Annotated in this window: 19 protein-coding genes; 12 read left to right on the top strand and 7 right to left on the bottom strand. The window is 67.0% G+C overall.

What is annotated here, in order from left to right; genetic code table 11:
• The first annotated feature begins 7 nt into the window (after positions 1-7).
• From glgC to gghA, 6 genes are read left to right on the top strand one after another with little or no spacing between them, the layout of a single operon-like run.
• Positions 8-1,273 carry a glucose-1-phosphate adenylyltransferase gene (gene glgC / locus RXV88_RS05160; RefSeq protein WP_316291036.1) on the top strand — a complete coding sequence of 422 codons (1,266 nt, stop codon included), beginning with the start codon at positions 8-10 and terminating at the stop codon, positions 1,271-1,273.
• Entirely contained in the window at positions 1,270-2,679 is a 1,410-nt protein-coding gene (gene glgA / locus RXV88_RS05155; RefSeq protein ID WP_316291035.1) for a glycogen synthase GlgA, read from the top strand. The genes glgC and glgA overlap by 4 nt, the downstream gene beginning before the upstream one ends.
• On the top strand, positions 2,676-4,745 hold the full coding sequence (glgX, locus tag RXV88_RS05150) for a glycogen debranching protein GlgX (protein ID WP_316291034.1): 2,070 nt from the start codon (positions 2,676-2,678) through the stop codon (positions 4,743-4,745). Before glgA ends, glgX begins: the two co-directional genes overlap by 4 nt.
• Positions 4,742-6,577 (top strand): 4-alpha-glucanotransferase, encoded by a 1,836-nt coding sequence (gene malQ, locus RXV88_RS05145; RefSeq protein WP_316291033.1) that lies wholly within the window; start codon positions 4,742-4,744, stop codon positions 6,575-6,577. The genes glgX and malQ overlap by 4 nt, the downstream gene beginning before the upstream one ends.
• 10 nt (positions 6,578-6,587) lie before the next feature.
• Positions 6,588-8,219, top strand: a complete 1,632-nt coding sequence (locus RXV88_RS05140) for an alpha-D-glucose phosphate-specific phosphoglucomutase (protein ID WP_316291032.1) — start codon at positions 6,588-6,590, stop codon at positions 8,217-8,219.
• A 10-nt stretch (positions 8,220-8,229) separates the two neighbouring features.
• Positions 8,230-10,596 carry a glucosylglycerol hydrolase gene (gghA, locus tag RXV88_RS05135; RefSeq protein ID WP_316291031.1) on the top strand — a complete coding sequence of 789 codons (2,367 nt, stop codon included), beginning with the start codon at positions 8,230-8,232 and terminating at the stop codon, positions 10,594-10,596.
• A gap of 84 nt (positions 10,597-10,680) precedes the next feature.
• Here gghA and RXV88_RS05130 read toward each other — a convergent pair whose 3' ends face one another.
• The 6 genes from RXV88_RS05130 to RXV88_RS05105 form a co-directional block, all read right to left on the bottom strand.
• Positions 10,681-11,988 (bottom strand): TRAP transporter large permease subunit, encoded by a 1,308-nt coding sequence (locus tag RXV88_RS05130; RefSeq protein WP_316291030.1) that lies wholly within the window; start codon positions 11,986-11,988, stop codon positions 10,681-10,683.
• Complete coding sequence (locus RXV88_RS05125) at positions 11,988-12,494, bottom strand: TRAP transporter small permease (RefSeq protein WP_316291029.1); 507 nt, start codon at positions 12,492-12,494, stop codon at positions 11,988-11,990. Before RXV88_RS05125 ends, RXV88_RS05130 begins: the two co-directional genes overlap by 1 nt.
• Before the next feature lie 148 nt (positions 12,495-12,642).
• Positions 12,643-13,656, bottom strand: coding sequence for a TRAP transporter substrate-binding protein DctP (dctP, locus tag RXV88_RS05120; RefSeq protein ID WP_316291028.1), 1,014 nt, complete (start codon positions 13,654-13,656; stop codon positions 12,643-12,645).
• A gap of 18 nt (positions 13,657-13,674) precedes the next feature.
• Positions 13,675-14,271, bottom strand: a complete 597-nt coding sequence (gene leuD / locus RXV88_RS05115) for a 3-isopropylmalate dehydratase small subunit (protein WP_316291027.1) — start codon at positions 14,269-14,271, stop codon at positions 13,675-13,677.
• The gene (gene leuC / locus RXV88_RS05110) at positions 14,271-15,665 is read right to left on the bottom strand and encodes a 3-isopropylmalate dehydratase large subunit (protein ID WP_316291026.1); all 1,395 of its coding nucleotides are present in this window, start codon (positions 15,663-15,665) and stop codon (positions 14,271-14,273) included. Before leuC ends, leuD begins: the two co-directional genes overlap by 1 nt.
• Positions 15,662-16,453, bottom strand: a complete 792-nt coding sequence (locus RXV88_RS05105) for a GntR family transcriptional regulator (protein WP_316291025.1) — start codon at positions 16,451-16,453, stop codon at positions 15,662-15,664. Before RXV88_RS05105 ends, leuC begins: the two co-directional genes overlap by 4 nt.
• A 140-nt stretch (positions 16,454-16,593) precedes the next feature.
• Here RXV88_RS05105 and RXV88_RS05100 point away from each other — a divergent pair, with 140 nt between their 5' ends.
• The 6 genes from RXV88_RS05100 to RXV88_RS05075 are packed head-to-tail and all read left to right on the top strand — an operon-like array spanning position 16,594 to position 23,711.
• Complete coding sequence (locus tag RXV88_RS05100) at positions 16,594-17,151, top strand: tautomerase family protein (RefSeq protein ID WP_316291024.1); 558 nt, start codon at positions 16,594-16,596, stop codon at positions 17,149-17,151.
• Positions 17,148-18,839 (top strand): hydantoinase B/oxoprolinase family protein, encoded by a 1,692-nt coding sequence (locus RXV88_RS05095; RefSeq protein WP_316291023.1) that lies wholly within the window; start codon positions 17,148-17,150, stop codon positions 18,837-18,839. Before RXV88_RS05100 ends, RXV88_RS05095 begins: the two co-directional genes overlap by 4 nt.
• Positions 18,836-20,899, top strand: coding sequence for a hydantoinase/oxoprolinase family protein (locus RXV88_RS05090; RefSeq protein ID WP_316291022.1), 2,064 nt, complete (start codon positions 18,836-18,838; stop codon positions 20,897-20,899). The genes RXV88_RS05095 and RXV88_RS05090 overlap by 4 nt, the downstream gene beginning before the upstream one ends.
• Positions 20,889-21,500: a cysteine hydrolase gene (locus tag RXV88_RS05085; RefSeq protein WP_316291021.1), complete on the top strand. Its 612-nt coding sequence runs from the start codon at positions 20,889-20,891 to the stop codon at positions 21,498-21,500. Before RXV88_RS05090 ends, RXV88_RS05085 begins: the two co-directional genes overlap by 11 nt.
• The gene (locus RXV88_RS05080) at positions 21,497-22,351 is read left to right on the top strand and encodes an oxaloacetate decarboxylase (protein ID WP_316291053.1); all 855 of its coding nucleotides are present in this window, start codon (positions 21,497-21,499) and stop codon (positions 22,349-22,351) included. Before RXV88_RS05085 ends, RXV88_RS05080 begins: the two co-directional genes overlap by 4 nt.
• Complete coding sequence (locus RXV88_RS05075; protein ID WP_316291020.1) at positions 22,341-23,711, top strand: FAD-dependent oxidoreductase; 1,371 nt, start codon at positions 22,341-22,343, stop codon at positions 23,709-23,711. The genes RXV88_RS05080 and RXV88_RS05075 overlap by 11 nt, the downstream gene beginning before the upstream one ends.
• 6 nt (positions 23,712-23,717) lie before the next feature.
• Here the strand turns inward: RXV88_RS05075 and RXV88_RS05070 are convergent, their stop codons facing one another.
• Positions 23,718-26,126, bottom strand: a complete 2,409-nt coding sequence (locus RXV88_RS05070; protein WP_316291019.1) for an FAD-dependent oxidoreductase — start codon at positions 26,124-26,126, stop codon at positions 23,718-23,720.
• Between the last annotated feature and the right edge of the window lie 79 nt (positions 26,127-26,205).

The raw sequence follows: 26,205 nt of genomic DNA, 5'->3' as shown, positions 1-26,205 counted from the left end.
GGAACCAATGACACCATCCACCACACGGCTCGCCAGCCGTTCGATGGCTTTCGTTCTGGCCGGAGGGCGCGGATCGCGGCTGAAAGAGCTGACCGACAGGCGCGTCAAACCGGCGGTCTATTTCGGCGGCAAGACCCGGATCATCGACTTTGCCCTGTCCAACGCGATGAATTCCGGCATCCGCAAGATGGCCGTGGCCACCCAGTACAAGGCGCATTCGCTGATCCGCCATTGCCAGCGCGGCTGGAACTTTTTCCGCGCCGAGCGCAATGAATTCCTCGATATCCTGCCCGCGTCGCAGCGCTATGACGAAAGCATGTGGTATCGCGGCACGGCGGATGCGGTGGCGCAGAACATCGACATCGTCGACAGCTACGGCGTCGATTACGTGCTGATCCTGGCGGGCGATCACATCTACAAGATGGATTACGAGCTGATGATCCAGCACCACGTCGAGTCTGGCGCGGATGTGACCATCGGCTGCCTGACAGTGCCCCGAATGGAGGCGTCTGCCTTTGGCGTGATGGCGGTGGACGGCACCGACCGGATCACCAGTTTCCTGGAAAAGCCCGCCGATCCGCCGGGCACGCCGGACGATCCCAACGTCGCGCTGGCCTCTATGGGGATCTATGTCTTCCGCTGGGATTTCCTGCGCGATCTGCTGATCCGCGACATGGAGGATCCGAACTCCAGCCACGATTTCGGCAACGATCTGATCCCCGACATCGTCAAGAACGGCAAGGCGCAGGCGCACCGGTTCACCGACAGCTGCGTGCGAACCTCGACCGAGGCGCCGTCCTACTGGCGCGACGTGGGCACGGTCGATGCGTTCTGGAAGGCCAATATAGACCTGACGGATTTCACCCCCGATCTCGATCTCTGGGACAAGGACTGGCCGATATGGACCTATTCCGAAAGCGTCCCCCCCGCCAAGTTCATCCATGACGAGGCCGACCGCCGCGGCACGGCGGTCAGTTCGCTGGTTTCGGGCGGCTGCATCGTTTCGGGCACCGAGATCCGCCGCTCGCTGCTCTTCACGCAGGTGCACACCAATTCCTACTCCAGCCTCGATGGCGCGGTGGTGCTGCCTTACGTGAACGTCGCGCGCCATGCGCGGCTGACCAACGTGGTGATCGACCGCGGCGTCGAGATCCCCGAAGGCCTGGTTGTCGGCGAGGACCCCGAAGAGGACGCCAAGTGGTTCCGCGTCTCCGAAGGCGGCGTGACGCTGATCACCAAAGCCATGCTCGAACGACGAGAAGCCAGCCTATGACAAGACTCCTGTCCGTCGCCTCGGAATGCGTGCCGCTGGTCAAGACCGGCGGTCTGGCCGACGTGGTAGGCGCCCTGCCCGGCGCGCTGGCGCCGCTGGGGGTCGAGATGCGCACCCTGCTGCCGGGCTATCCGGCTGTGATGAAGGCGGTGACGGACGGGCGCAAAGTGGCCGACTGGCCCGATCTCTTCGGCGGCCCCGCGCGGCTGATCGAGGGGGCGCTTGGCGATCATGTGCTCTATGCGCTTGACGCGCCGCATCTTTATGACCGCGAGGGCGCGATCTATCTGGGCCCCGACGGCAAGGACTGGCCCGACAACCCCCAGCGCTTTGCCGCGCTCAGCCGTGTCGCGGCGCTGATCGGCGCGGATGGCGTAGGCGGATGGGTGCCGCAGGTGCTGCATCTGCACGACTGGCAGGCGGGCCTTGCGCCCACTTACCTGCGCCACCTTGGCGCGGACGGGCGCGTCGGCACGCTGATCACCATCCACAACATCGCCTTCCAGGGCCTCGCCCCGGAAAAGATGCTGAACGAGTTGCACCTGCGCCCGGGCGATTTCACCCAGGACGGCGTCGAATACTGGGGCCAGATCAGCGCGCTCAAGGCGGCCCTTGTGCATGCGGACGCCATCAGCACCGTCAGCCCGACCTACGCGCAGGAACTGATGACGCCGGATTTCGGCATGGGGCTGGATGGCGTGATCCGCGCCCGCGCCGCCGATGTGACCGGCATTCTGAACGGCATCGACACCGATATCTGGACCCCGCCCTACAAGACCATCCGCGGCAAGGCGCGCCACCGCAAGGCGCTGCGCGCCGAGATGGGGCTGCCCGACTGGCCCGGCCCGGTCTGCGTTGTGATCTCGCGGCTGACAGAACAAAAGGGGCTCGACCTGCTGCTCGACGCCCTGCCCGCGCTGGTGGATCGCGGCGGGCAACTGGCGCTGCTGGGATCGGGCGACGCCAAGCTTGAGGCCGCGTTCAAGGAGGCCGCCGCACACCCCGGCGTCGCCGTGCGCATCGGTTATGACGAGGGCCTCGCCCGCCGCCTGATCGCTGGCGGCGACGCCATTCTGGTGCCCTCGCGGTTCGAACCCTGCGGGCTGACCCAGCTTTACGGCCTGCGCTTCGGCACGCTGCCGCTGGTGGGTCTGACCGGCGGGCTGGCCGACACGGTGATCAACGCCTCGCCCGCGGCGCTCGCCGCAAAATGCGCCACCGGCCTACAATTTCACCCCGTGACCCTGCAGGCGCTCGCGGGCGCGCTGATGCGGCTCTGCGAGCTTTACGAGGATCGCCCCCTGTGGGAGCGTATGGCCAAGAACGCCATGGACACGCCCGTGGGATGGGAGGCCTCGGCCCCCGCCTATGCGGCGCTTTACGAAAAGCTGACAAAATCCTCATGAGCCAATCCTATGCCATCCTCGCGGGCCGCCCGGCCCCGCTTGGCGCGTCGTTTCAGGGCGACGGGGTGAATTTTGCCGTCTTCTCGAAACATGCCACCGGGGTGACCCTCTGCCTCTTCGACGGGGACGGCGCCGAGACGCAAATCCCCCTGCCCGAATGGGACGGCGATGTCTGGCACGGCTTCGTTCCCGGGCTGACCCCTGGGCAGCATTACGGCTACCGCGTCGAGGGCACATACGCCCCGCACGAGGGGCACCGGTTCAACCCCGCCAAGCTGCTGATCGACCCTTACGCTAAGCGTCTGACGGGCCATCCGATCTGGCACGACGCGCTCTACGGCGGCGATGCCAAGACGCCGGACAAGCGCGACAGCGCGCCCTACATGCCGCGTTCGGTGGTCGAGGATCCGGCCTTCGACTGGGGCGATATCCCGCCGCCTGGTCACGCAATGGAAAGCAGCATCCTCTACGAGGCGCATGTCAAAGGGCTGACCCAGACACTGCCCGGCGTCGACCATCCCGGCGGCTTTCTGGGCATCGCGTCGGATGCGGTGCTGGAGCATCTGACCGGGCTTGGCGTCACAGCGATCGAGCTTTTGCCTGTCCAAGCCTTTTTGAACGACCGTTTTCTGGTTGAAAAAGGGCTGGTAAACTATTGGGGTTACCAGACTTTGGGCTTTTTCGCCCCCGATTCGCGCTACCTCACACAGCATTCGATCTGGGAGTTTCAGCACATGGTCGCCCGGCTGCATTCCGCCGGGATCGAGGTGATCCTGGATGTGGTCTACAACCATTCCTGCGAGGGCGATCACACCGGCCCGACGCTGTCCTTCCGCGGGCTCGACAATGCCAGCTATTACCGGCTGGCCGGCGACCGCAGCCTCTACATCAACGACACCGGCACCGGCAACACGCTGAACATGGACCACCCGATGGTGCTGCGCATGGTGATGGATTCGCTGCGCTACTGGGCCGACACCATGGGGGTCGACGGGTTCCGCTTTGATCTTTGCGCCACGCTGGGGCGCACCGAGGCCGGGTTCGACCGCAACAACGCCTTCTTCAATGCCGTCCGGCAAGACCCTGTTCTGGCGGGTAAAAAGCTGATCGCCGAGCCGTGGGATATCGGCCCCGGCGGCTATAAGCTTGGGGCCTTCCCGCCGCCCTTTTCCGAATGGAACGACCAATTTCGCGATGGCGTGCGCCGGTTCTGGCGCGGCGATCCCGGGCATGTACCGATCTTGGCCGACCGGATCACCGGATCGGCCCATCAGTTCGACCATTCCGGCCGCCCCGCCACGTCGTCCGTCAACCTGATCACCGCTCACGACGGCTATACGATGGCCGACATGGTGGCCTACAAAAAGCGCCACAATCAGGCCAATGGCGAGGAAAACCGCGATGGCCACGGCGAGAATTACAGCGACAATTTCGGGGTCGAGGGCCCGACCGACGACCCCGAGATCACCGCCGCCCGCATCCAGCGGCGGCGCAACCTGATGGCAACGCTTCTGCTGGCGCAGGGCACGCCGATGATCCTGGGCGGCGACGAGATCGGCAATGGGCAGAAGGGCAACAACAACGCCTATGCCCAGGACAATCGCATCGGCTGGATCGGCTGGGACAAGGCTGATTCCGAATTTCTCGAATTTGCGAAGAAGGTGATCGCCTTCCGCCACGCGCATCCGATCCTGCGGCAAAAGCGGTTCCTGCACAGCCAGCCGCGCGAGGCCGACGGGCTGGCCGATCTCTTTTGGTGGCGCGCCGACGGGCGCGAGATGGCCCGCGCCGACTGGACCAACGGCGATCTGCATCTGCTTTGCGCCGAAATGCGCATGGCCTCGGGCACACCCGATTATGCCGAACGCGAGGACGCGCTTTACCTAGCCTTCAACGCGGGCGACGAGGTGACGCTGACCTTGCCCGTCCCGCAGGCGGGCTTTCGCTGGGTCCGTCATCTGGACAGCGCCGATCCGGAGGCGGCGCCGCGCCGCGCCAAGCGGCGCGAGCCCATGTCGGCCCACTCGGTCCTGGCCTTCGTGCTGGAACCGGAGGGCGCTGCATGAACCTTCAGAACGCCGCCGAAGCTGCTGGAATCCTTCCCGAATATGTCGATCAGATGGAGCAGACCCGCGTCACCCCGCCGGAGACGCAGGAGGCCTTGCTCGCAGCCATGGGGCTGGACGAACGCTTTACCCCGGCCGCGCGTCGCCTGCCGCGCTGGCTGGTCTGCACGCCCGACGCCAGCCCCGATCTGCCCATCGCCGAGTGGCGCCTGACGCTGGAGGACGGTCAACAGACCGAAGGGCGCGGCGCGCTGCACGCCCTGCCGATCGGCCGTCACCGCCTGGAGGCGGAGGGCGAAACCTGCTGGCTGCTCTGCGCGCCGCCGACGCTGGACCTGCCGCCGCGCTCATGGGGCCTGATCGCGCCTTTGGCCTGCCTGCGCCCGCCCGATGACGGCGGCATCGGCAGTTTCGACGACGCCGCGGCGCTGGCCCGGGCAGTCGCGCCGCTGGGCTGCGCCTATTTGGGGCTCAACCCGGTGCATGCCGGGTTCCTGACCGATCCGGGCGCGTTCAGCCCCTACACGCCCTCGCACCGCCGCCGCCTGTCGCCGCTCTATCTGCCGACCGACACCGCCGTGTCGCCGGGCCCGCTGATCGACTTCGCGCAAGAGACCCCGGCCCGCCTGGCCGCGCTGGAGGCCGAATTTGCCGCCAGCGACGATCCCGCCTTCACCGCGTGGTTGACCGACCAGGACGACAGCCTGACGCGCTTTGCCCTGCATCAGGCGCTATCCGAGCGTCACGGGCCATACTGGGCCGACTGGCCCGCCGATCTGCACGACCCCGCAAGCACCACCACCCAGCGCGCCGCCGCTGAATTGGCCGACCGTATCCGCCTGCACCAATGGCTGCAGTTCCGCGCCGAAAGCGCGTTGCAAGAGGCGAACGCAAAGGCCAAAGACGCAGGAATGGCGCTGGGGCTCTACCTCGATCTGGCGGTCGGCACGCATCCCCATGGCGCCGAAACCTGGGAGGACCGCACCAGCTTTGCCAGCGGCGCCAGCCTTGGCGCGCCGCCGGATGCCTTTTCCAAGGACGGGCAGAACTGGCAGCTGGCCCCGTTCAACCCCCATGCGCTGATCGACACCGGCTTTGCCGCCTTCGCCGAGACCCTGCGCGCGCAGCTGCGCTTTTCCGGGGCGCTCAGGATCGACCATATCCTGGGCTTTGAACGCGCCTTCTGGGTGCCGGAGAACGGCGCGCCGGGCGCCTATGTCCAGATGCCGCGCGAGGCGCTTCTGGCGGTGGCGCGGATCGAGGCCGCGCGGGCCGGGGCCACCATCATTGGCGAGGATTTAGGCAATATTCCCAAAGGCCTGCGCGCCGCTCTTGAAGCGTCTGGCATCCTTGGCTGCCGGGTGATGATCTTTGAGCGGACGAAACGCGCCTTTCGTGCGCCCGGGCGCTTTCCCGAGGCCTCGATCGCCAGTTTCTCGACACACGATCTGCCCACCTGGCGCGGCTGGCGCAAGGGCACCGAGATAGGCGCCCGCTTCGACATCGGCAGTATCGAAGCGCCCCAGCGCGACGCCGCGCTGGCCGCCCGCACCGACGAGGTCAAGGCCTTCGACCGGATGACCAAGCCGCTGCGCGGTCCAGCCGCGCCGGACAGCCTGGTCGCGATGACCCGCGCGCTGGCCAGCGCCGGGTCGCGTTTGGCGGCGGTGCAGGTCGAGGATATCCTGGGGCTGGAAGACCAGCCCAACCTGCCGGGCACCACCACCGAATATCCCAACTGGCGGCAACGCCTGCCCATGCGGCCCAAAGAGATCGCCACCCTTGCGGCGTTCCGCAGCGTGGCCGCCGATATGAAACAACAAGGACGATAGGAGACCGCAGATGAGCGTCCAGACCATCGCCACCCAACCCATCGAGGGACAAAAGCCCGGCACCTCGGGCCTGCGCAAGAAGACCCGCGTCTTTCAGGGGCATCACTACCTTGAGAATTTCATCCAGAGCATCTGGAACGGCATCGGCGGCGTCGCCGGCAAGACGCTGGTTCTGGGCGGCGACGGGCGGCATTTCAACGCCGAGGCGGCGCAGGTCGTGCTGCGCATGGCCGCCGCCAGCGGCGCGGCCAAGGTGATCGTCGGGCAGAACGCGCTGCTATCGACGCCCGCCGCGTCGAACCTGATCCGCGACCGCGGGACCGACGGCGGCATCATCCTGTCGGCCAGCCACAATCCCGGCGGGCCCGACGGCGATTTCGGCGTCAAGTTCAACACCCCCAACGGCGGTCCCGCGCCGGAATCGGTCACCAACAAGATCTTCGAGGCCACCAAGACCCTGACAGAATACCGCATCTTCGAGGCCCAGGACGTCAACTTGTCGATCCTGGGGGCGAGCATGCTGGGCGATACCGAGATCGAGGTCGTCGACCCGGTAGCCGAATACGCCAAGCTGATGGAGCGGCTCTTTGATTTCGGCGCGATCCGGGCGCTTTTCGAGGGCGGGTTCCGGATGCGGTTCGACGCGATGCACGCGGTCACGGGGCCTTATGCCACGGCGATCCTCGAGGACCGGCTGGGCGCGGCCCCCGGCACCGTGGTCAACGGCATCCCCCTGCCCGATTTCGGCAAAGGCCACCCCGACCCCAACCCGATCTGGGCCAAGACCCTGATGGACGAGATGATGGGCGCGGATGCACCCGATTTCGGCGCGGCCTCGGACGGCGACGGCGACCGCAACATGATCGTCGGGCGCGGCTGCTACGTGACCCCGTCGGATTCGCTGGCCGTTCTGGCGGCCAACGCGACGGTCGTTCCGGCCTATGCAGAGGGGCTGAAAGGCGTGGCGCGCTCGATGCCCACCAGCCGCGCGGTGGACCGAGTGGCGGCGCATCTGGGCATCGACTGCTACGAGACGCCGACGGGTTGGAAGTTCTTTGGCAACCTTTTGGACGCGGGCCGCGCCACGCTTTGCGGCGAGGAAAGCGCCGGCACGGGCAGCGACCACGTGCGCGAAAAGGACGGGCTCTGGGCGGTGCTCTTCTGGCTCAACATCCTGGCGGCCAAGGGCCAGCCGGTGTCCGAGCTGATGGCGGCGCATTGGCGGGACTTCGGGCGCAATTACTATTCGCGCCACGATTACGAAGGCGTCGACAGCGCCGCCGCCAACGCGCTGATGGACGACCTGCGAGCGCGGCTGGCCGATCTGCCGGGCACCGAAGCGGCCGGTCTTACGGTTGAGGCCGCCGACGAGTTCGCCTATGACGACCCGGTCGACGGCAGCCGCAGCGAAGGCCAGGGCCTGCGCATCGACCTGACGGGCGGCGCGCGCATCGTGCTGCGTCTGTCGGGCACGGGAACCGAGGGCGCCACCTTGCGCGTTTACCTCGAAAGGCTCGAAGCCGACCCCGACAAGATGGACGCCGACCCGCAAGAGGCGCTGGCCCCGGTCATCGCCGCCGCGAACCATATTGCCGGCATCGCCGACCGCACCGGCCGCACTGCGCCGGACGTAATCACCTGAGGAGAAATGTATGCCCCTCAAAGACGACCTGACGTTTCTTGAAACCATCGCCCGCGCCCGCGCCGAGGCGGCGGAAGAGACGATGATCCAATCCGCCACCCGCTTTGACGCCGAGCAGCAGATCGCCCGGGGTCTGGGCGGTCAGGTGATCGACGGCCGCGCCGAATTCGGCTTCTGGGTGCCCGAACTGCAGGACCACCGCGTCCCCAGCGGCGATATCTTCCTCGAGGTGCTGCGCGCCGAAGAGCCGCTCGACCTGACGCGCGCGGCGCAAAGCATCGCGTTCGAGCGCGCCTATATCCCCGTGGTCCGCACCGAGGCGCATTGTTTTACCGCGGTGGACGGCATGCGCGCCGGCACCCGCGACAGCATCGGCGATTTCTACGCGCTGACCTGGCGCGACAGCGAGGGCAGCTGGCACCGGATTTTCGATCCGCTGGCCTCGTCGCTGCCCTTCGGCGCCTTCGCCCCGGCCGAGCTTTACGACCTGCACGCGATGCAGGACGCGCGCGGCGACAAGGCCTATTGGCAGTCCTTCGCCGGGTCCGAGCCGCACAAATTCGGCCCCGCCGTCAACATCCTGCAGATCCATATCCCCACCGCCACCGCGGGCGGCACCATCGCGGCGCTGACGCGCCAGTTCGAGCGGCTGGCCGAACGGGTTGCGCGCGATCTGCCGCTCGACCCGGCCGACCAGATCTTCATGGGCTACGATTCGGTGCAATTGCTGCCGGTCGAGCCCACGACCGTCTACGAAAAAGGCCCCGATTTCTGGGATGAGGATCAGGGCACCGACGATCAGGTGACTGTGTCGCTCTTGCGTCCGGACACCACGAACTGGGGATATGACGTGGTCATTTCGGGCATGGCGGCGGTGAATCCGGTCTTGCTCGAAACCGGGCGGCCGGACGAGCTGGTGGACCTGGCGGCGGTGCTGCACAACTTCCCCGGCGGGCCCAAGCGGCTGGTCTTCGACGTGGTTTACGGCCATTCCGACAACCAGGGGCTCGATGCGCTCAACAGCCATTTCTTCGCCGGGCCGAACATGTACGGCCAGAACCTCGATTATCAGAACCCCGCCGTGCGGGCGATCCTGCTGGAAATGCAGCGCCGCAAGGTGGATTTCGGCGCCGATGGGGTGCGCGTCGACGGGGCGCAGGATTTCAAGTTCTGGGATCCCTCCGAGCAGGTTCTGAAACACGACGACGCCTATCTGCAAAGCATGGCCGATATCGTGCAGGAGGTCGCGGGTACGCAATACCGCCCCTGGTTCGTCTTCGAAGACGGCCGCCCCTGGCCCGACGAGGATTGGGAGCTGAGCTCGACCTACCGCTCGGTGATCGAGCAGCAGCGCGACGACGACGTGTTCCAGTGGGGCCCGTTGACCTTCGCGCACAACACGCCGTTTCTCTATACGTTCTGGCTGGGCAAGTACTGGCGCATCCGCGAGTGCCTGAGCGTGGGGTCGAACTGGATCTCGGGCACCTCGAACCACGACACGCTGCGCCGGGGCACGCAAGTCAGCCCGGAGATGAACATCAACACGCGGCTGGGCAATACGGGGATGGAGATCCTCGACAAGGCCTATGACAACCCCGCCGCCCATGCGCTGACCTATGTGGCGCTGCCGGGCGTGCCGATGGATTTTCTGAACGCCATGGCGCGCGGCAGCTGGGGCTTCATCCGCAACCAGGACGACAAATACGGCGTCAAGGTCGTGGCCGAAGAGGCGATCAGCCTGAAATGGCAGGTCGACAGCTACAGCTATTCGATCCCCGGCAATTTCACCCGGCTGAAAGAGCTGGGGTTCGAGACGCGCGCCGATCTGGCGCGGTTCTGCGAATTCCTGCCGGCGCTGGTGAAGGTGACGGAATACGACCTCGACGACATCGCACGGCTGCTGAACGCCACCGACCCCAAACTGGCCGGCCCGCGTTACACGCCCGAGACGCTGAAAGAGGTGGCGCGGGCGTGGATGGACGACATGCACGAATATTGCAACGTCAGCCTGGCGCTGTCGGGGCTCGATCCGGTGCAATGTGCCTTCACCCACGCGCTGCGCGAGTTTCGTAATGCCCGGCCCTGGCTTCGCGACAATTACGGGCCGCGCGATCACTTCGGCTATGTCGAGCCGCTGGAGGGGCGCACCCTGTTCACGTCTCTGCGTCATGGGCCGGACGGCGAACAGGTCTATTCGGTGATCCATATGGAAGGCAAACCCACATCCGACATCGACCCGCTGCGGCTGGACGTGCCGGGGCTGGAGGGATTCGGCTGGGAATGTGCGCTGCGTTCGCCGGGGATCGGGTCCGATTACCTGAGCGGGCCGATCGTGCTGCACGATTCCATGTCGCTGGTCTTCACGCGCAAGGGCTGAGGGGCGCAGCTCCTCAAGCCCTTGCAGGCTTTCCTCGCAGCCTTGCGGCGAAGACGCCCGTCAGGGCGGATGAGCGGGCACCGCTCACCGCCCCGGCAGCCACAGCGCCAGCTGCGGAAACGCGATCAGCAGCGCCACCAGCAACAGCGAACACCCGATGAAGGGAAAGGCCGCGGTATAGATATCCCGCATCGAGGTGTCGGGCGGCGACACGCCTTTCATGACGAACAGCAGCAGCCCGAAGGGCGGCGTTGTAAAGCTGATCTCAAGCGCCAGCAGCATGATCAGCCCGAACCAGATCGGATCGAACCCCAGCTGCGTCGCCAGCGGGAAAAAGATCGGCACCGTCAGCAGCATCATCGAGATCTGCTCCATGAACATCCCCAGCACCAGCAGCACGCCGAACATCACCAGCAGCATCGCGATCGGCTCGAGATCGAACCCCGTCGCCCAGCCGATCAGCCCGCGCGAGGCCCCCGAGAACGCCAGAAGCTGCGAAAACGTGGCCGAGCCGAAGACAATCAAATAAGCCATCAGCGTCACCTTCAGCGCTCCGGTCACCGATTTCTTAGCCGCCTCCCAGGTCAGGCAGCGAAAGGCCGCCGCCAGGATCAGCACCCCCAGCGCGCCAAAGGCCGCCGCCTCGGACGGGGTAAAAACCCCGCCGATCATCCCCGCCACCGTCAGCACCATGACCCCGATCATCGGCACCACGTCGCGCAGGATCAGCCAGAGCTTGTCGCGCCCGCTCATCGGCGTGACCTCGTATGCCGGGGCCGCGCCCGGATCGAACCGGCACTGCGCCCAGATCATCGCGATGTAGAACCCCGCCAGGATCAGCCCAGGCACGATCCCCGCGATCAGCAGCGCGCCCACGTCAATCTGCGCCAGCGTCGCCAGCAGCACCGCCAGCGCCGAGGGCGGAATGATGATCGCCAGCCCCCCCGTGCCCAGAATGGGCCCGATGGACATGTGTTTCTTGTACCCGCGCGCCGTCATCTCGGGCACCATCAGGCTGCCCAGCAGCGCGGTCGACCCCATCGACGACCCCGACAGCGTCGAAAACCCGGTGCCGCCCAGAACCGTGACATAAGACAGCCGCCCCGGCAGCTTGCCCAGCAGCCGGTCGATGGCGTTGAACATCCGCGCACCCAGCCCGGTGTGAAAGAAGATCTCGCCCATCAGCAGGAACAGCGGGATCGGCACCAGCGCGAATTTCGTCAGCGACCCCAACCCGTTGTTGAGCAGCGCCGACACGCCCCTCTCTCCGCCCATAAAGACCCAAGCGCCGATGATGTTGGCCGCCAGGAACGCCAAAGCGACCGGCATGCCCACCGCCATCAGCGCGACAATCGACCCAAGCAGCAGGGCCAGCGCCTCGTACCATTCCATTATTCGTGTATCCCCGCTTCGCCGGAATGCAGGATTTCGGGGCCAAAGACGAACCGGGCGAACTCGACCGCCATGAGGGTGAAGGCGACCGGAAAGCTGATCGTCAGAATCCAGCGCGGGAAGAAATAGGCGCGCACGTCGTAATCGTTGCGCTCGATATTGGTCAGGAACAGATCCGCCCCCTGCCAGGCCAGCACTGCGCAGACCGCCACGCAGGCCAGCGCCACCGCCCTGCTGACCGCCACGCGCAGCCCCTCGGGCAGCGCCGCGGTCACCAGCTCGATATGCACATGCCCCTTTTCGCGCACCAGCCAGGGCGCGCCCAGCATGGTCATGTAAAGCAGCGCATATTCCGACGAGGTGAAGAGCCAGGCAAACGGCTGCACGCCGATGTTGCGCATGGCCACCGACACCACGACCGACACCATCAGCCAGACCAGCATCGCGGCAGCGACAAAGGCCATGGCATAAAGCACCATATTGTAACCGCGCAAAATCAGCGCCATGCCCGCCCCCGTTTGTGCGACACTATACCTGATCCGCCCTTTTCCGCTTCTTCTTGGCAAAAATACTCCGGGGAGCGCGAGGGGTAGCACCCCTCGCACGGATCGGATCGGCAAAGCCGATCCGAAACCTCAGTGCAAACATGCAGGCTCAGCTGTCCGCCTCCGGGTCGTAGAAAAGACCGATCAGCGTGTCGTAATTGGCGGTGCCCATCGGGTGCTCGGCCATAAGGCCTTTCATCCGCTCCCAGGTCTTTTCGCGGGCGGCGGCCAGATAGTTAGCCTTGGCCTCGCCCTCCAGCGACACCTCGATCATGCCCTGCTCGGCCAGCGCGGCGAAATCCGCGTCACGCTTGGCGCGCAGCTTCTCGACGCTTTCGCGCTCGTGCTCGATGGCGACCTCCTGCAGGATCGCGCGCGACTCGTCGCTAAGGCTCTCCCACTTGTCGAGGTTCACGATCACCCCAAGGTCGGTCGAGAAGAAGCACGGCGCGATGCGGTAGTTCAGGAACTCGTTCCACTTGAGGTCGATCAGCCCGATCTGGGTCCAGCCGGTGGCGTCCACCACCCCGCGCTCCAGCGCCGAATAGACGTCGGTCGTGGGCAGGTCGATCACCTGCGCGCCCAGATATTCGGTAAAGAACGCGTTATAGACCGCGTTGCCGCGCAGCTTGAGCCCCTCGACCTCGAGATTACCATCAGCGTCAAAGGTCGGCTCGTTGCGAGTCCAGAGGTTGTAGCAAACGCCCGAATCGAACCAGCCGAGGTATTTCACCCCCATCTTTTCCTGGTGGATCTGGTCGATCAGTTCGATCCCGCCGTTCGCGCGGGTTTCGATGGCGGTCAGGTTCGAGGCCACCAGAGCGTCCTTTTCAGGCAGCGCACCGGCATAGAACGAACCGGGCGTATAAACCATGTCGACGATCCCGTCACGCACCGCGTCGGGCTGCTGGAACATGCCGATGGCCTCGGGGCCGCCGCGCACTTCGATCTGCACCACGCCTTCGCCGCGTTCGTTAACCTTGTTTACGAAATCCAGAAAGGACTGCGTATAGATCAGCGTCTCCGGGAATGCGTGCACGGCGGTCACGGTGTCCTCGGCCGCGGCGATGCTGGCCCAGGCCACCGATCCCGCAACAATCCCACCCAATGTGGTCATCTTCATTTGGTCGTCTCCCCTTGGTTAAGTGTCCGCGCCGCTCCCAGCGCGCGGTTCGGTCTTGGGTTGTGTCCAGTGCGGACGGGCGGCCGCAAAGGCCGCAATCTGAGTGTCATAGGCGCGGGTCATGTCGATATCGTCCCAGCCATTGATCAGCTTGGTCTTCCAGACCGGCGCAATGTCGAAGGGCACGGCAGTGTCCCCCAGGGTCACAATCTGCGCCTCGAGGTCGATCTCCGCCTTATCGCCGGTCTCGAGCGCGCGCAGCAGCGGCGCGATGTCCTCGACCCGCGCCGGGCAAAGGCCGTTATTGACGGCATTGCCCGCGAAGATATCGCCGAAGCTGGGCGCGATGACGGCGCGAAAGCCCGCATCGGCCAGCGCATAGACCGCCGCCTCGCGCGACGAGCCCGAGCCGAAGTTGCGCCCGGCGATCAGGATGCTTGCCCCGGGGGCTGCGTCGAGCGCCGCGCGCGCGGCGTCCTGATCGTGCAACAGAAAGCGGCCGTAACCTTCGCTGCGCGGTGTCGACATGAAGCGCGCCGGGATCAACTGATCGGTGTCGATATTGTCGATGGGCAACGCCACGGCTTGCCCCTTATGCCGCGTCCAGCCCGCCATCACGCGGCCCGCCCCTGCAAAAGCGGGCGCACATCTGTCAGCGTGCCGGTCACCGCGGCGGCGGCGACCATGGCGGGCGACATCAGATGTGTGCGCGCGCCCTGCCCCTGACGGCCGCGGAAATTTCGGTTGGTGGACGAGGCGCAGCGCTTGCCCGGCGCCACCAGATCGCCGTTCATGCCGACGCACATCGAACAGCCCGAGGCGACCCATTCCAGCCCCGCGGCGGTGAAGATCCGGTCGAGGCCTTCGTCCTCGGCCTGGCGTTTGACCAGCATCGAGCCGGGCGAGACCATCCCCGGAACCCGCGCCTGGCGGCCCGCCAGCACGGCGGCGGCGGCGCGCAGATCCTCGATCCGCGCATTGGTGCAAGAGCCCAGAAAGACCTGATCGACCGGCGTGCCCTCCAGCGGGCGGCCCGGCGTCAGCCCCATGTAGTCAAGCGCGGCGCGTGCGGCCTCTGCCTTGCCCTCGGGCAGGCGCGCGGGATCGGGGATCGTTGCGCCTATGGGCAGGGCCTGTTCAGGGCTCGTGCCCCAGGTGACCGTCGGTGCGATCTGGCCGGCGTCGAAATGAACTTCGCGGTCGAACACCGCATCCGGATCGCTGGCCAGCGCCGCCCAATCCGCCAGCGCGCGATCCCATTCCGCGCCGTCGGGCGCATAGGGCCTGCCCTTCACATAATCGAAGGTCACCGCGTCCGGGGCCACCATTCCGAATCGCGCCCCGCCCTCGATCGACAGGTTGCAAAGCGTCATGCGCCCTTCCATGCTCAGGCTGCGCACCGCCGATCCGGCATATTCCACCGCATGCCCGCGCGCCCCGTCGGCCCCAAGCTGTGCGATCCAGTTCAAAGCGATATCCTTGGCCGTCACCGCCGGGCCGAGCGTGCCGTCGACGGTGATCCGCATCGCCCTGGGCCGGGTCTGCCACACGGTCTGCGTGGCCAGCACATGCGCCACCTCGGTCGCACCGATGCCAAAGGCCAGCGCGCCGAACGCGCCATGGGTCGAGGTGTGGCTGTCGCCGCAATTGATCAGCAGACCGGGCAGGGTCAGCCCCTGTTCCGGCCCGATCACATGGACAATGCCCTGCCGCCGATCCTCCAGACCGAAGAGCGGCACGCCATGGCGCGCGCAATTGGCCGACAGCCGGTCGATCATGTCGGCGATCCTGGGGTCCTGCGCCACACCCCGCCGCGTCGGCGCGTAATGGTCCGCCACCCCAAAGGTCAGATCGGGCCGCGCCACCGGCAGGCCGCGCTCGGCCAGCTTGGCGAAGGCATGGTGCGAACCTTCGTGTACCAGATGCCGGTCGACCCACAAAAGCGACGTGCCATCCTCTCGCCGCAGCACCTCGTGCCGATCCCAGAGCTTGTCGAGCAGCGTGCTCATGCCGCCCCCTCGCCGCGCACGATGGGCTCCCAGTGCCGCGCCCCGCCTTCGCCGACGCGCGTCAGTTCCATCTCGAGGTGGAACCGGTCGGGGCGATAGAGCGCCGACAGGTATTCCACCCCCCGCCCCTCTGCGTCGCGCACCACCCGCGTCAGCGACAAGAGCGCCGATCCCACCGACACCTCCAGCGCCTCGGCCACATCGGGGGCGGCGAGCGTTGCCGTGACGGTCTGATGCGCCGCCTCGACCTGAACGCCCGACCGTTCCAGCAGGCGGAAGAGCGGCGTCGTGGCCAGATCGTTTTCGGAATAATTGCTGGCGATGTATTCCGGCACATGCGTGGTGAGGTGGGAAAAGACCCGCTCCTCGGCCAGCCGTACGCGCACCGCGGTCTGCACCTTCGTGCCCGCCGCCAGCCCCATCGCCCGCGCCACCGGCATTGGCGGCACGCCGTAGGAAAACGACAAAAGCCGCGCCGAATGCTGCCCCAGCGTCACAAGTTGCGGGATCAGCGTGGTGACATCGGCAATCACCTGCCCCTCGGGGCGCGGCTCGCGCACCAGCGTACCGCTGCCAACCTTGCGTTCGACCAGCCCGTCCGCCTCCAGCGCCTCGAGCGCGCGTCGGATGGTTACCCGGCTGACGCCATGCTGCGCCGCCAGCTTCTGTTCGCCGGGAAGCAGAGAACCGGGCGTCACCGCGCCACCGACGATAATGTCGCGCAGCAGCAGATAGACCCTGCGGGCCTTCCCCCCTTCTGGCAGACTTGTCTTGGCGTGATCGCGCACCACGTTTCCCCTTTACCAGCGCCACAGACTAGCGGCGGTTTTTTCAAACGCAAGATATTAGTCCGCTGCAACGCCGCATAATATGTGCTTTGCATAGCCAAAAATCTGTCATACAAAAAATACATATGAACGGAGGGGCCATGCCGGTTGTCGAAATCCATCTGCTCGAAGGTTACGAATCAGAGGCCAAGACGCGGCTCTGCGAGGCCGTGACCGACGCGGTCCGCTCGGTCGTGCCCGCAGCGCCCGACGCGGTGACGATCTTTCTGCACGATTATCCAGCCGAAAATTACATGCGCGGCCGCACCCGCTGCAGCGGCGCCGCGGCTCTGCCCGACCCCGCCGGCATCGTCCGCGACTACCTGACGGCGATGGAGGCGCGCGATCTGGCGACCGCCGAATCGCATCTGGGCGCGGGGTTCGTCATGCACTTCCCGGGCGCCCCGCCCATGCACCGGCTGACCGAACTGATCGAATGGGCCAAACCGCGCTACCGATTCGTACGCAAGACCATCGACGCGGTCGAACCCTGCCCCTCGCCGGGCCCGACGCTGGTCTTTGTGCACGGCACGCTCGCGGGCGAATGGCCCGACGGCACACCGTTCGAGGGCATCCGCTTCATCGACCGATTCGAACTGGAAGGAGGCAAGATCTTGCGCCAGGACGTCTGGAACGACATCGCCGAGGTACGGCCATGAGCATCGACCCGGTCACGCTGGCGGTTCTCGCCGGCCGGATGGAGCAGATCGCCGACGAGATGGACGCGACGCTCTTCCGCGCCGCCTTCAACCCCATCATCGCCGAGGCGCATGACGCCAGCCACGGCATCTATCACCCCGAAACCGGCGACACGCTGGTGCAGGGCAAATCCGGCCTGCCGATCTTTGTCGGCGTTATGTCCTTCGCCGTGCGTGCCGTGATCGAAAAGGCACATGAAGAAGGCGGGCCAAAGGACGGGGATATCTGGATTTTCAACGATGCCCACATGGGTGGCACGCATCTGAACGACATGCGTCTGGTGCGCCCCTATTTCCGCGATGGAGAGCTTTTCTGCTACCTCGCCTCGGTCGGGCATTGGCACGATCTGGGCGGCGGCGTGCCGGGCAATTACAACCCCGGCGCCACGGATGCCTTTCAAGAGGCCTTCGTCCTGCCCCCCGTCAAGCTGGTGAAGGGCGGCGAGCTGCAAGGCGATATCCTCAACATCCTGCTGCGCAACACCCGCCTGCCGCTTTCGGCCGAGGGCGATCTCAACGGCCAGCTCGGCGCGCTGGATCTTGGCGTGCGTCGCATGGACGAATTGCTGGGCGAATACGGCCCCGATACGGTGACCGACGCGCTGACCGCCCTCAGCGACCGCGCCGAGGCGCTGATGCGCGCCGAACTGACCGCGCTGCCCGACGGGCGTTGGGAGGCGCTGGATTACCTCGACAACGACGGCATCACCGACGAGGCCCTGCCGATCCGCGTCGCGCTCGAGGTGGCGGGCGACCGCATGACGCTCGATTTCGCCGGCACCGCGCCGCGTTGCGCGGGGCCTGTGAACATCGCCCTTCCGACCGCCGTCGCCACCGCCTATGTCGCGATCAAACACGTCTTTCCAGCGCTGCCCGCCAACGCCGGGGTGATGCGGCCGATTGATGTAAAGGTGCCCGACAACTCTTTGCTTTCGGCGGAGTTTCCGGCCCCTGTGGGTGGCTATACCGAAACCATCCTGCGCATGATCGACGTCATCTTCGCCGCTGCGGCCCAGGCCGCGCCCGACCGCGTCGTCGCCAACGCCTATGGCACGATCAACGCCCTGTCGATCGCCGGGCGCAAGAAGGACGGCAAGCCCTGGGTCATGTTCAGCTTCTTCGGCGGCGGCCATGGCGGATCGTCCGAAAGCGACGGGCTGAACCACGGCAACGCGCCGATCTCGACCGCCACGATCCCCCCGATGGAGATCCTCGAGGCCGCCTATCCGGTGATGTTCCGCCAATGGGCGCTGCGCCCCGACAGCGCCGGGGCCGGGCAGCATCGCGGCGGGCTGGGCGCGGTCTATGAGATCGAAGTGCTCGAGGAAAACGGCGCCGAGGCGTTTCTTTTCGGCGAACGCGGGCGCTTTGCCCCCAAGGGCGTCGCGGGCGGGCAAGAGGCCGCGATGAACCGCTTCTCCTACCAGACCGAAGACGGCTGGGCGCAGCCCCCGCTGGCGTCGAAAATGCGCGGCATCACCCTGCGCCAAGGCCAATCCGTGCTGCTCGAAACCCCGGGCGGCGGCGGCTACGGCCCGCCCGAAGACCGCGCGCCCGCCGACACGGCAAGGGATGTGGCGCTGGGATATGTCACTGAATCCGAGGCCGACCGCCTCTATGGCCCCGAATGGCGGGAGGATGCGCAATGAGCCGGATGATCGGCGTCGATGTCGGCGGCACCTTTACGGACGTCTTCGTGCTGGACGAGGCGCAGGGCACCGCCACCGTGGCCAAGGTGCCCACCACCCGCCCCGACCAGTCGGGCGGCTTTCTTGACGGCATCGCCCAGGCGACTTGCGATCTGGCGCAGACCGGAGTGGTGGTGCACGGCACCACCGCCGGCACCAACGCTTTGCTCGAACGCAAGGGCGCACGCACAGGGGTGATCACCACCCAGGGCCTGCGCGACGTGCTCGAGATGCGCCGCCGCGACCGGCCCCGCACCTGGGGCCTGCGGGGCGCCTTCACCCCCGTCGTGCCCCGCGATCTGCGGCTTGAGGTGCCCGAGCGCACGCTCGCCGATGGCACGATCCGCACGCCCGTCGATCTCGACGCCGTGCGCGCCGCCGCCCGCGCGCTGCTGGAGGCGGGCTGCGAGGCGGTCAGCATCCTCTTCGCTCATGCCTATGCCAATCCCGAAAACGAACGCCGCGCGCTGGCTGCGCTGCGCGAGGTCTGGCCCAATCCGCATATCTCGGCCAGCCACGAAATCCTGCCTGAAATCAGAGAGTTCGAGCGCTTTTCCACCACCGCCCTCAACGCCTATCTGCAGCCCGAAGTGTCCGGCTATCTGGGCCGCCTGGAAACCGCCCTGCGCGGCGATGGCTTTGGCGGCGAGTTCCTGATCGTGCAATCCAACGGTGGGGTGATGGGCGTCGACACCGCCTGCCGCCTGCCGGTGCGCACCGCGCTCAGCGGCCCCGCCGCGGGCGTGATCGCCGCCGGTTACATCGCCGAAACCGCCGGGTTCCCGGACGTGATCACCGGTGACATGGGCGGCACGTCGTTCGACGTGGCGCTGATCGCCGGGGGTAAGTCGATGTTGGCGCCGCAGACCTCGATCGACTTCGGGATGGTCGTGCGCACCCCGATGATCGAGATCACCACCATCGGCGCGGGCGGCGGCTCGATCGCTTGGGTGGACAAGGGCGGGCTGCTCAACATCGGCCCCGAAAGCGCGGGCTCGACGCCGGGGCCGGTGGCTTACGGCCAGGGCAACACGCGCCCCACGGTGACCGACGCCAACGTGGTGCTGGGCCGCATCGACCCGGACAACCCCATCGGCGGCAAGCTCGAACGGCTGGACGTGAAAGCCGCCGCAGAAGCCATTGAAATGCATGTGGGAAAACCCCTTGGCATGAGCGCGGTCGAGGCCGCCGAGGCGATCCTGCGCGTGGCCAACGCGCGCATGGCCGGGGCCATCCGGCTGGTCAGCATCGAACGCGGCTTCGACCCGAAACGCTTTGCCTTCATGCCCTTCGGCGGCGGCGGCGCGCTGCACAGCGGCGCGATGCTGGACGAGGTCGGGCTGGCCCGCGCCATCGTCCCGCGCTATCCCGGCGTGACCAGCGCCATGGGCTGCGTCATCGCCGATATGCGGCAGGATTTCGTGCAAACGATCAACGCCTTGGCGGACGACATCGATGTGGACGCCCTGGCCGCGCACATGCAGGCCCACGTCGACGAGGGTCAACGCCTGCTCGACGCCTCCAAAGGCCGGTTCGAGGCGCGCGAAACCGTCTTTGCGCTCGACATGGCCTACCTCGGCCAGACCCATACGGTGGACGTGCCCCTGACGATCACGGTCACAGACGGCAAGGTCCAGGCCCCCACGCGCGACGCCATCGCCGCCGCCTTCGACAGTGCCTATCATGCCACCTACGGGCGGCTCCTGCGCGGCGGCGTGCGGCGGGTGATCAACTTGCGCAGCGCAGTGATCGGCAAACGCCCGAAATTCGATCTGGCCACGCTCGCCCCCTCCGGCGGGAGTGTCGAGGCCGCCCGCAAGGGCGAACGAGACGTCCATTTCGGCGACGCCTGGCACGCCACAGCAATCTACCGCCGGCTCGAGCTGCCGGTGGGCGCGGTGATCGACGGGCCCGCAATCCTCGAACAGCCCGACACCACGGTGCTGGTCGACCCCGGGCTGCGCGCGACGGTCGACCGCTTCGGCAACACCATTCTGGAAAGGACAGAGCATGGCGCATGACCGCGACCCGGCCCGCTGCGCGCTGGTCACGATCGATCTGCAGAACGATTTCCTGCACCCCGAAGGCGCCTATGGCCGCGCCGGGCAGGGGTCCGAGGCTATCGCCGCCCTGCCCGACCGCGTGGCGCCGCTGCGCGATGCGCTGCGCGCCAAGGGCGGCGTCTATGTCTCGGCGCAGTTCACGCTGGTGCCGCGCCCGGACGGCACGCCGCTCATCGCCGAGCATCTGCAACAGCTCCGCCCCTTCCTGACCAAGGGCGATTTCTGCCCCGGCGCCTTCGGCCACCAGCTGGTCGATACCCTCGCCCCCGCCGATTACACCGTCGAAAAGGTGGCCTATTCCGCCTTCTACCAGACCCGGCTCGAATTCATCCTGCGCAAGCTGGGCATCGACACGATCCTCATCGCGGGGATCGTCACCAACGGCGGCGTCGCCAGCACCCTGCGCGACGCGCATCTGCGCGACATCGACACCGTTCTTTTGACCGACGGCTGCGCCGCCTTCCGCCCCGAGGTGCACGACGCGACGCTTCTGTCGCTGGCCTCGCTCGGCAGCCAGATGACCTGCGCCGAGGCGACCGCCTGGCTGGAGGAAAGCTGATGCTGCGCGACCGTCTTCAATCCGGCACGATCCTTGTCGCCCCCGGCGTCTATGACGGGCTGACCGCCTCGCTGGCCGCCGAGGCCGGGTTCGAGGCGCTCTATCTCAGCGGCGCGGCGGTGGCCTACACGCGACTGGGCCGGCCCGATATCGGGCTGACCACCGCGTCCGAGATGGCCGACACCATGGCGCTGATCGCCGACCGCGTCGGCCTGCCGGTGATCATCGACGCCGACACCGGTTTCGGCAACGCGCTGAACGCGCGCCGCACCATGCGGATGTACGAACGCGCAGGCGCCGCGGCGCTTCAGGTCGAGGATCAGACCTATCCCAAGCGCTGCGGCCACCTGGCGGACAAATCGCTGATCCCCGCCGCCGAGATGGCCGGCAAGATCCGCGCCATGGCCGATGCGCGCACCCGCGATACGCTGATCGTCGCGCGCACCGACGCCATCGCGGTCGAAGGCTTCGACGCCGCCATCGACCGCGCCGAGACCTATGTCGAGGCCGGGGCCGACGTGCTCTTTGTCGAGGCCCCGCGCAGCGGCGACGAGCTGACCCGCATCGCCCGCACCTTCGGGGGCCGCATCCCGCTTTTGGCCAACATGGTCGAGGGCGGCGCGACGCCGATCAACAACTCCGCCGATCTGCAGCAGATGGGCTTTGCCATCGCCATCTTCCCCGGCGGCATCGTGCGCGCGCTGGCGCATACCGCGCGGGATTACTACGGCAGCCTCGCGGCCCACGGATCGAACCGGCCCTTCGCCGACCGGATGTTCGATTTCAACGGGCTCAACGAGGTGATCGGCACCGACGCGATGCTGGCCAAGGGCAAGGATTATGACGCCTGACCTCGGCCCGACGCCCGACACCTTCGACCTGGACGTCGGTACGCTGATCGTCGGCGGCGGCGCGGCGGGCATGGTCGCCGCACTGGCGGCGCAAGAGGCAGGCCAGGATGTGCTGGTAATCGAGGCGGACGCGGTGCCAAGCGGTTCGACCGCCTTGTCGGCGGGGCTGATCCCGGCGGCGGGTACGCGCCAGCAGGCGGCGGCCGGCATCACCGACGACGCCGCCACCTTCGCCGCCGACATCCAGCGCAAGGCGCATGGCGAAAACGACCCCGCTTTGGTCGAGGCGCTGGCGAGCGGCAGCGCGGGCGTCATCGACTGGCTGACCGACCGGCACGGCCTGCCCTTTTCCGTCGTGACCGATTTCGACTATCCGGGCCATTCCGCGCGGCGCATGCACGGCCTGCCCAGCCGCGCCGGGGCCGACCTGATCGACGCTCTGCGCAGCCGGGCCGAGGACTTGGGCATCCTGATCGTCTGTGAACGCCGCGCCACCCGGCTGCACCACGACGGGCGGCGGATCACCGGCGTCACCGTCACCCGACCGGACGGCGGGACCGAGACCATCGGCTGCGCCAAGCTGATCCTTGCGTGCAACGGCTTTGGCGGCAACCGCCGCATGGTGGCCGATCACATGCCCGACATCGACGGGGCGCTCTGGTTCGGCCATGACGGCAACCGGGGCGAGGCGGTGACCTGGGGTGAGGCGCTGGGGGCCCGCACCCGGCATCTGGGGGCCTACCAGGGGCATGGCAATGTCGCGCATCCCCATGGCATCCTGATCACCTGGGCGGTGATCACCGAGGGCGGCGTGCAGGTCAACCGCGACGGGCGGCGCTTCTGGAACGAGGCGCAGGGCTATTCCGAGGCCGCCCGCGCCGTGCTGGCCCAGCCGGGCGGCGAGGCTTTTTCGATCTTCGACAGCCGCATCGCCGGGGTGGCGCGCCAGTTTCGCGATTTTCAAGAGGCCGAGGCGCAGGGCGCGGTCAAAACCGCCGACACGCTCGACGCGCTGGCCGAGGCGCTCGGCCTGCCCGCCGCGGTGCTGCGGGAAGAGATCGGGAGCATCCCAACCGAAGGCGCCGACCGCTTTGGCCGTCGCTGGTCCGGCCAGCGCCTTGCGGCGCCGTATTGCGGCGTCCGGGTGACCGGCGCACTGTTCCACACCCAAGGCGGGTTGGAGACCGATGGCACCGGGCGGGTGCGGCACGAGGACGGCACGCCTTTCCCCAACCTCTTCGCCGCGGGCGGCGCGGCCTGCGGGGTGTCGGGGTCGGGCGACGCGGGCTATCTCTCGGGCAACGGGCTGCTGGCGGCGGTGGTTCTGGGCCGCGCGGCAGGGCTGGCCCCCGCCGATTGATGCGGCTCAGGCCCGGACGCGCAGGTTTTCAGGGTCGAAGAGACACGGGTCGGTGACCGTCGCGGCCACCGGCGCGCCGGTCACATCGACGCTCAGCGCAGAGCCAACGCCAGCAAGCTCCGGCCTGACGAACCCCATCGCGATATTTCGACCCGTACGGTGGCCCCAGCCGGCGGATGTCACCGTGCCCACCACATCGCCACCAACCCGGATCGACGCGCCGCCCTGCGCCGGGGCGTGATCGGCCTCCAGCAGCAGCGTCACAAAGGCCCTTTGCGGCGCACGCGCCTCCAGCGCCGCCTTGCCGAGGAAATCCTTGCGCATGTCGACGAACCGGCCCAGCCCGGATTCGAACGGGTCGAATTCGGTCACCAGATCGGCCTTCCAGTGGCGATAGCTCTTCTCCAGCCGCATCGATTCGACCGCATACGACCCGAAAAGCCGCATCCCCCGCGCCGCACCCGCCGCGCGCAGGCTCTGCCAAGCCTGCGCGAGGCTCTCGTTGGGGATGTGCAGCTCGAACGCCGACTCGCCGGAATAGCTGACCGCCATGATCGTGGCGGGCGCGTGGCCGATATGGCCCTCGCGCACCGACAGCCAGGGGAAGGCCTCTGCCGACCAATCGCCGCGCGCCACCTCTTGCAGCACCGCGCGGGCGCGCGGCCCGGCCAGCAGCAGGATCGTATGGCTGCGCGTGAGGTTGCGCAGCCGCACCGACCCGTCATCCGGCATGTGCCGGGTCAGCCAATCCATATCGTGCCGCTCGGCCGCGGCGGCGGCGCCGTACCAGATGCGCCCGTCGGGCAGACAGGCCAGAGTCGCCTCGGACTTGATGCAGCCGTGGTGATTGAGCAGATAGGCCAGCCCCACGCGCCCCGCGCGGCGTGGAATGCGCCCGCAGGTCATGGCATCCAGCCAATCCGCCGCGCCACCGCCGGTAATCTCGAACCGGGTGAAGCCGTTGACCTCGGTCAGCCCGACGCCTTCGTGCACCGCGCGCACCTCGTCGGCCACCACGTCGAAGGTCTCTTTAAAACGGTAGCCATGGGTTTCGATGAAATCCGGGCCGGGTCGGATGTAGGCGATACGTTCCCACCCGTCGACCATCCCGAAGTCGGCGCCCTCGGCGGCCAGAACGGCGGTCAAGGGCGTGGTCCGCATGGGGCGGCCCGCCGGGCGGTGCTCATGCGGGAAGTGAAAGCGGAACTCGTTCTGGTAATCCTCGATCGCCTTCAGCGCGGTCAGTTCGACGTTGGCGTGCGGGCCAAAGCGGCGCGGGTCGATAACCCAGGTGTCAAGCTCGGCCTCGCCATGCACGATCTGCTGCGCCAGAAGCCAGCCATGCCCGCCGCCTTCGCCAAGACCGGCCCGCAAGCCTATGATGCAGAACGCATTTCTCTTTCCCGGGATCGGCCCCACCAGCGGCGCGCCGTCCATCGTATAGGTGATCGGGCCGTTGACGATGCTCTTGATGCCCACGTCTTGCAGCACCGGCATCCGCTCGAACACGTTCTCCAGCACGGGCAGCACACGGTCCACATCATCGGGGCACAGCGCCGAGGAAAAGGCCGGGTCGATCCCGTCCATTCCCCAGGTCCGGCACTCCTGTTCATAAAAGCCGATCAGCAGGCCTTTCTTCTCCTGCCGTGAGTAGAAATCGCTGATAGGACAACGCAGTAGCGGGACACGTTCATCCATCTCTTGAAGCTCGGCGAAAGGTTCGGTGATGAAATACTGATGCTCCATCGAGGCCACGGGATGCTCGACCCCCATCATCGCGCCCAGCTCGTTCACGCGGTAGCCGCAGGCGTTCACGATGACCTCGGTCCGGATGTCGCCCCGGGGCGTGTGCACCGTCCAGCTGTCGTCGCGATGCTGGGTCAGGCCGGTCACCGGGGTCTGGCGGTAAACCTCGGCCCCATCGGCGCGCGCGCGGCGCAGCAGCGCGTGGCAGAGCCCCGCCGGGTCGATGTCGCCGTCCAGCGGATCCCAGAGCCCGCCGATCAGGTTGTCGGTCGAAATAAGCGGATGCCGCCGGGCGCATTCCGCCGCGTCGATGACCTCAAAATCGACGCCCATCCCCTTGGCCATGCTGGCGAAATGGCGATAGCCGTCCATCACCCTGGGATCGTTGGCCAGGCGGATGCCGCCATCGGCGTGATGGTAGGTGATGGGATGCTCGGGGTCTTCGGCCAGTTCCTTGTACAGCCGGATGGAATGAGATTTCAGCCCTACCATCGTCTGCGTCATACCGAAATTCGTCACCTGCGCCGCCGAATGCCATGTGGTGCCCGAGGTGATCTCGTCGCGTTCGACCAGCACCACATCGGTCCAGCCTTCGCGGGTCAGGTGATAGAGCGTCGAACATCCGGCAATGCCGCCGCCGATGACGACCGCGCGGGTCTGGGTTTTCATGGCGATCCTCCTTCTTCGCACAGCAGGCTTGCCACGGGCCGCCCCGTCAATCGCTAATTCGCAACTTCGCGAAATTCGG

This window comes from Aestuariicoccus sp. MJ-SS9 (genome assembly GCF_032586235.1).
Lineage (GTDB): Bacteria > Pseudomonadota > Alphaproteobacteria > Rhodobacterales > Rhodobacteraceae > Aestuariicoccus.
Note: the sequence above shows the minus strand (reverse complement) of the source record. Positions and strands in the feature narration are given on the sequence as shown.